The sequence below is a fragment of the bacterium genome (assembly GCA_030247525.1).
Classification (GTDB): domain Bacteria; phylum Electryoneota; class JAOADG01; order JAOADG01; family JAOADG01; genus JAOTSC01.
In genome coordinates, this window is sequence record JAOTSC010000161.1 from 1 (window position 1) to 7506 (window position 7506).

The window sequence follows — 7506 nt, forward strand, 5'->3', positions numbered from 1 at the left end:
GCTTTAAAGGTGAAGCTCGTTACCGGATCAGTAGTTATACTACCCAAACTCGACATGTAAGGTGCTTGGGCAAATGCATAGGAAGCGAACATTAAAATGATGAGTATGATTCGCATGATTGTTTCTCTCCAGTTAACCCAGATTCAAATAAAGATAAGAAAATATTGAGGTTACTGTTACAAAATACGACATGTTTTGTCGATTTTCTGTGATTGAGTCACACGAGCTATGCAATCGTTTCCAATCGAATCAAGCTAAATACTAACACATCAAGTAGTTACCACTCGACCTTGGTACCCGGCTTCATCCTCTTAGAGTAGACAATATCATTACTTATCAAATATTAAATTTAGTGCTACAATATTAACATCCCAATTAACGATTTTTGTTCGATGTACTGACGGGGAGTCATTCGAATGGAGTGTGACATGAAATCAATCCTTGACCCCGTTGGGTAAGAGTCTTGGAAGTAGTATCTTGCAACGATGGAAACTCACACAACACCCAGTCAAATATCCAGACAGCCGCTTCTATGGCTGATTGGCGGGCTTTTACTTCTTGCTGTTTACCAGCTTGCCCGATTGGTCACCGGCCTGCAGCCGGGCGATGGTAGCGAATTAGGAACCGTAGTTCGGTTTTTTGGCGTTGCCCACCCTACCGGATACTCGCTTTATACAACCCTCGGAAGACTCTTCTTCCACTTTGCTCGCGATGGTCAACTTGCAGTCGCCCTATTAACAAGACTTTGCTGGATCGCCGCTGTTGTGATGCTGGTTTATCCCCGCAACACCTACAAACTCACGGTGTCCGGTGCGATGTTGCGACTTGCTTGGGCGTTGTTTGCGTTCGAGTGGACCGCTTCGATGCAAATGGCGTACGCGGAAGTGTATGCCCCTTTGTTTCTGTTACTCGTTGTTGCAATCCGTTGGCTGACGAATCCTGCTACCGCATTACTTGGCGCATTTTTCGCGGCTTTGGCAATCTCCCATCACTGGTTGGGATTGGGCATTCTACCGATTGTAGTGTTTGGTTATGTTCAATGGCGCAGAATCGGTGATAATCGTTCGTTGTCGCATCTTGGTGTTTATGTGGGCACGTTTCTGTTGGGACTCACCCCTTGGCTCATCTATGGCTTTCGCGGCGATCCCTCGATTCCCGCAAGTTGGGCGGCGATTTCGACTTGGCCGGAAGTCTGGAAACACATCACCGGAAATCAATATCTCGCTCAATCCGGTTGGTCTTTTGAGACTGTTTTTGCCAGCGATTTCTGGTTGAAGAAGTTTGTGTCCAGCATTGGTCTATTCGCAATCCTGTCCGCATTACTACTCGTATTCAAACTGCGGGATTGGCGTGCGCAAGGTCAAAGTGTGTTGCGCGAAGCGGGCTTCTGGCAAAGCGTTGCTGAATTTTGCGGACTGACCATTTTTTTATTGCTGTATCTCGGTTATCCAATTCCCGACCGTCAAGGCTACCAAGCCGGTGCGGCAGTCATTGTGCTACTCTGGGGATTACGGGGTTTGTTGTTTGGACACGAAATAATCGAAGTTAAAAAACCGAAACTGGTTATTCCCCTGACAATCCTTTTCGTAATCGTTACGGGGTATAGTTTCCTCTTGCAGGAAAGACGTACTACCAATCAAATCCGGGAACAGGTTTCGCTACGTGAGCAGTTCGCAAATGCTGTGTTTAATCGGTTACCGGCGGGAACGATGTTGCTTGCCGGTGGTGATCACACAACATTTGGTTTAATCGCAGCAGAGTTATCGCGAGGAGAAGGAAAATCGGTCACGATCTTGGATCGATATGTTCGACGGTCGGAACTCATCCGGCAATTGGATCGACTCCCTGCAATTCAAGAATCATTCGACGATCCCCGCTGGATGCTTGCCGTTGGTTACAAAGGCCCGTTGGGAATTCTTGGCGATCCTTTCTCCAGTGGCCATGATGGCGAAGCGTTTCGCTTTCAATTACAACAGCAACGGTTAAGTAATCCCGATTTCTTGAAAGGTCTCGATATCGTTCCGCGAGGCGTTTACTACCAGATTCGTCGGCCGGGTGAACCATTGCTACCGGAAATTGTTTTTCCTGTAACAATTGGCGATTCGGAAGACCCGCTACGATTATCGCTGTATTGGTTGCAACAATCGTGGGCAAAATCGACTCTTAGTACTGTACAAACGATTGGACATGAGCTGATTCGGGTTCACCGGGCGGATTTATTAGCGGAATTTGGTGTCCATCTGCGCGGTAGAGGTTTACTTAGCGAATCCGAATGGTGTTATCGTAAAGCAATGGATTACTATCCACCGGGCAGTGAAAAACAAATGCAACTTGTTCATTCCATTGCGAATCTTTACCGTGACCGGGGAAATGCCGCATTAGCCGCCAATAATCGGGAAGTCGCATTAGAACAGTTTCAAGCAGCATTAACAATCGAACCGGAACACTTAGCAACCTTGCGCAATGTTGGCTTGTTGTTGCTAACCGATACAAAAAACTTTGAGCAGGCATTACCAATTCTACAAAAGTATTTAGCCCGACAACGCGACCCGCAGATAGAAGCGTTATTAAACGAGGGGGGGAAAATGCTGATCACTCTTCCCACTCCTAACAAAGCGGGGAATTGATGTTTGTCGATTATGCGACGTTACGAATCCAAGCGGGGAAAGGCGGCGACGGCTGCGTCAGCTTCCGCCGCGAGAAGTTTATCCCGAAAGGTGGTCCCGACGGCGGCGATGGCGGCCGTGGCGGCGATGTTGTATTCCTGGTCGATCCAAATCGCTCCACGTTGCTCGATTTCCGCTATGTAAAGCATTATGAAGCGGAAAACGGAAAACCAGGTTCGGGAAACCAGATGACGGGACGCGATGGCAAAGATATCGTGATTCCAGTGCCGCCAGGCACACTCTTCCGCGACAAGAACAGCGGGGAAATCATTGCCGATTTAACCGAACCGGGACAACGTTGGGTAGCGGCTAAAGGGGGGAAGCCGGGTCGCGGGAATGTCAATTTTGCAACTCCGGTCAATCAAGCACCGCGCAAAGCTACCTTGGGCAAGCCGGGCGGTGAATTGGAATTGGTGCTTGAGTTAAAACTTATCGCTGACGTTGGATTGGTTGGGAAACCGAATGCCGGGAAATCGACACTGTTAGCTGCGCTCTCAGCTGCGCGACCGAAAATCGCCGATTACCCGTTTACCACTTTAGAACCGAACTTGGGTATCGTCAAGGTCGCCGATTACGCCAGTTTTGTGATGGCGGATATTCCCGGGTTAATCGAAGGGGCAAGTGAGGGAAAGGGATTAGGACATCGGTTTTTACGCCATGTTGAACGCACCCGTTTGTTGCTGTTTTTGATACCAGCCGACACCGAAGATCCCGCTGGGGAACTGGCAATGCTGAAAAGCGAGTTAGCGGAATATTCACCGGAGCTTTCGACTCATCCGGCGTTAGTCGCCCGCTCGAAGGCAGACTTGATTACCGCGGACACTCCGGCGTTTCCCGCCGATCTGACTTTTTCAGGGGTGACCCGCGAAGGGTTACAGGAGCTGACACGGGCAATCTGGAAACGGTTGGAAGAGATTCCCCGGGCGGTCGTTACATCACATTCTGGTGATTCTGACGAAGATGAATGAGCTGCAGGCATTAATCGCGTTGCTTTCGGTCGATGGCGTCGGGCCGCGACGATGTGCCCGGTTATTGTCGAAATTCTATACCGCCGAAGGGGTGCTTCATGCCTCCTACGACGATTTGTTGCATGTTGAAGACATCGGCGAAAATACGGCAAAATCGATCCTCTCCGCACGGAATTACTTTTCCGATGCGGAGAAGATTCTCGAAGCGGTAGAAAAACGCGGTTACGATATCATCACGTACTATTCACCGGAGTATCCGCCGCCGTTAAAAGAAATTGCCGATGCGCCGATTCTGTTGTACCGAACAGGCCCACTGCGACCGGATTGGACGAAATCGATTGCGATTGTGGGGAGCCGGTTAGCTACGGAGTACGGAAAAAAAGTCGCGTATCAATTGGCAGAGGAGTTTTCAGCGAGTGGTTGGGCAGTCGTAAGCGGAATGGCAGTCGGAATCGATGGGGCGGCTCATCGCGGTGCGCTGGCTGGATTAGTCGGAGGTACTGCCGGTGTATTGGGGTGTGGGTTGGATGTCGAATATCCCCCTCAACATCGCACTCTCTTTGCCGAATTACGGGAGCAAGGGTTATTGCTCTCGGAGTATCCCCCAGCAGTCCAACCGGATGCCCGCTTTTTTCCGCAACGGAATCGTATTATTAGCGGGATTACCCGGGGAACGATTGTCGTAGAAGCACGAGAGAAATCGGGGGCTTTACTGACGGCAGACTCTGCGCTGGAGCAAAACCGTGACTTGTTTGCAGTTCCGGGGATGATAACAGCGCCGATGTCGCGGGGGCCACACCGATTAATCCAAAACGGTGCGAAATTGATAACATGTGCTTCCGATGTACTCAACGAATATGACCAAGCGCTACGCGCGAAACCGCAACCGCTGGTGCACCGCGGGGAACTAACCGGATTGGAAGCCGTTCTATATCAACGGTTAGAGGGTTCGGCACTCAGTGCGGATTTTCTTGCCGAGCGCAGCGGCGCTGGAATCGGGGAAGTATTGGCAGCGCTAACGGCGATGCAGTTAAAAGGTTTGGTGGTTCAATCCGGTGGCGAATATCACTGTGTTGGGAGGTAGAGTCGGATGAGAAAGAAACTCGCAGTCTTCGGATTATTAATCGTTGCCCTTGGGTTGGCGTTTACTGCAGGGTATCGGGTGGCGCACAGCCAAGTCGACAAAGGGGGCTCGCTTACTTTCCATCTCCAGAAGTTCTCGGAAGTAATCGCGAATATCCGCAATAATTACGTCGAAGAACCCAACATGGGCGATGTCATCGAGGGGGCAATCAGCGGCGCCCTCGAAAAACTTGACCCTCACTCCTCCTACATTCCCGCGAAGGAAGAAGAGCGGATTGAAGAGCAGTTCAGCGGCAGTTTCGAGGGAATCGGCATCCAATTCATGATTTTTGAGAAGCTGTTGACAGTCATCGCTCCGATCCCGGGAACGCCCGCCGAACGAATGGGGATGCGGAACGGCGATAAAATTATTAACATCGACGGGAAAAGCGCTTACGGTATCAAAGAAGAAGAAGTATTCAAGCGCATCCGCGGACCCCACGGCTCGAAGGTAAAGTTAACCATTCGCCGCGAAGGGGTAGACACGCCGTTTGATATGGAAATCACCCGCGCGAAGATTCCTATCTTCTCGGTCGAAACCGCGCTCATGATCGATAAATCGACGGGCTACATTTTACTCAACCAGTTCACCGAAACAACCAGCAGTGAAATCGAACTGGCATTGGATTCGTTGGAATCGTTGGGCATGAAACGCCTCATCTTCGATTTACGGAACAATACGGGTGGTTTGCTCCGGCAAGCGGTGTTGGTTGCCTCGAAGTTTATTCCCGAAGGAAAACTAATTGTCTTTACGAAGGGCCGACAGGAGAGCTCGCGGCAGGATTACCGCTCGCTGCCCTCGGAAAAACACCGGAAGATGCCGGTCGTTGTGCTGGTAAATGGTGGTTCCGCATCAGCTTCGGAAATTGTATCCGGCGCAATTCAGGATTTGGATCGCGGATTAGTCATCGGCTCGACTACTTTCGGCAAAGGCTTGGTACAGTCTCAGGTACCGCTTCGCGACGGTTCAGTGGTTCGCTTGACGACTGCGCGTTATTACACGCCAACCGGACGATTGATTCAGAAACCGTATAAGTTGGGCGACCGGGATTCGTACCTCGACGCCGCAATGGATAACATGGACGACAGTGTTGCCACCGAGATAGATACGGTGAAGCGGGAGGAATTCCGCACCAGCGCCGGTCGCATTGTGTATGGCGGAGGTGGGGTTACTCCCGACGTGAAGGTTCCCCAGAATTTCCTGACGAACTCAAGTGCGCGGCTACGCAATTCACGGGTGATGATCGATCAAGCGCAGAAACTGTCACAACAGTATTCCGCGAAATACGGCAACAGCGTAGAAACGTTTATCGAGGATTTGAAAATCACCGATGCGATGCTGCTCGATTTGGTAAAGATTGCGAAAGATGCGAATCCAAAATTGGAAATCAAGGATGAGGATATCCTGAAGGATCGCGAATTTCTTGCATTAACCTACAAGGGGGAATTGGCACAAGCGGTGTTCAATTCACGCCAAGCGCGTTACCAAGTGACGATTCCAGGTGACGAAGTCGTCAAAAAAGCGATGACACTCTTTGAGAAGGCGGAGGAAATCGCCGCATTGCCGCGATAAGCAATATTCTTTAGCGAAAGGGATTTGGTAATGCTCAAGCTACCAATACCATTCCCAATCTTTCTGATGATTCTTCTTGTTCCGCTTGCCTTGTTTGCAGCGGAACCGGATAAACGACAAGCGATTGTCGATTCGTTAAAGAAAATTCCGGCAGTCGCCCCGCAAAATCCTGATCCATCGAGTTATCAGGATGAAGCGAGCGCCGGGATGTTCAAAGCGTTAAAGCCGGTACCTTCCGCGGACGAACCGTTAGATGAGAAGCGGGATTTAGTAAGCGGTTGGAGGATTCTGCTCGGGCTCGAACCGACCGAAGCGAAAATGAAAGTCCGGCAAAATCTTGCCCGGAAATCGTTATCGTTGCCCATTTCAATCCGGCATAGCGATAGCGGATATGAAGTGCTTGCCGGGAATTTTACGAGCATCGATGCTGCGAACCACGCCATCGACGAATGTAAACGACGGGGTTTTCCCAATGCGACCGTTGTTTCATCGCGCGTTTTGTTAGATACAAAAAACAGCGAGCCTGCTCCACAAACCAAGCGTGTCGAAGCTAAAGTCAGTAATTCCAGTCGCTATTGGCAGGTGCAAGTTAAAGTGCTCGATTCACGGGAGTCGGCAAAGACGGTGGAGCAGTCGCTGCAATCCGTCACAAACCGGGTGATCGATATTATCCCGAGTGAGAACAACCGTTATCGCGTCCGCGTCGGACGTTTCGACCAAAAAAACGACGCTGTCCGGTTCCGCGACTCCCTTCGCGCGAACGGTTACCCAGATGCTTGGATTACAGTACCGGAGCAACCATGAAGCAGTTCCCTTTCCATCGTTTGTCGGGGCAAACGCACCAAATCGTTGCACTACTCGTCACATTTATCCTCATCGTTACGCTATCGAATGCGGAACCGATTCCGGTCGAAAAATTCGATCCCGAAAAGAATGTCTCGGTAACAATCACATCGACGCCAGCCGAACTCCCGGAATCCGGTTCGGCAACCGTACGGGTGGTTATCTCGTTGCCGGAAGGGTATCACATTACGAGCCGCGAAAATGAGTTTTTCAATGTAACGACGCGCGATACGCTCGGATTGAAGTTTGGGCAATGGCAATACCCTCCCACCGTGAAGTATAAAGAGCAGGATGTCTATCAAGGGAAAGTCGTCGTTAAAGCAACGATGACAAT

The 7506-nt window shown here is 50.4% G+C and carries 6 protein-coding genes; all 6 read left to right on the plus strand.

What is annotated here, in order from left to right; genetic code table 11:
• The first annotated feature begins 485 nt into the window (after positions 1-485).
• Positions 486-2627 carry a DUF2723 domain-containing protein gene (locus tag OEM52_12375; GenBank protein ID MDK9700935.1) on the plus strand — a complete coding sequence of 714 codons (2142 nt, stop codon included), beginning with the start codon at positions 486-488 and terminating at the stop codon, positions 2625-2627.
• The gene (gene obgE, locus OEM52_12380) at positions 2627-3634 is read left to right on the plus strand and encodes a GTPase ObgE (protein ID MDK9700936.1); all 1008 of its coding nucleotides are present in this window, start codon (positions 2627-2629) and stop codon (positions 3632-3634) included. Before OEM52_12375 ends, obgE begins: the two co-directional genes overlap by 1 nt.
• Positions 3627-4718 (plus strand): DNA-processing protein DprA, encoded by a 1092-nt coding sequence (gene dprA, locus OEM52_12385; protein ID MDK9700937.1) that lies wholly within the window; start codon positions 3627-3629, stop codon positions 4716-4718. Before obgE ends, dprA begins: the two co-directional genes overlap by 8 nt.
• A 6-nt stretch (positions 4719-4724) precedes the next feature.
• Positions 4725-6329, plus strand: a complete 1605-nt coding sequence (locus tag OEM52_12390; GenBank protein ID MDK9700938.1) for a S41 family peptidase — start codon at positions 4725-4727, stop codon at positions 6327-6329.
• Between the two features lie 30 nt (positions 6330-6359).
• On the plus strand, positions 6360-7133 hold the full coding sequence (locus tag OEM52_12395; protein MDK9700939.1) for an SPOR domain-containing protein: 774 nt from the start codon (positions 6360-6362) through the stop codon (positions 7131-7133).
• Positions 7130-7506: hypothetical protein (locus OEM52_12400; protein MDK9700940.1), on the plus strand; the 377-nt coding region annotated here is incomplete at its 3' end. The genes OEM52_12395 and OEM52_12400, both read left to right, overlap by 4 nt.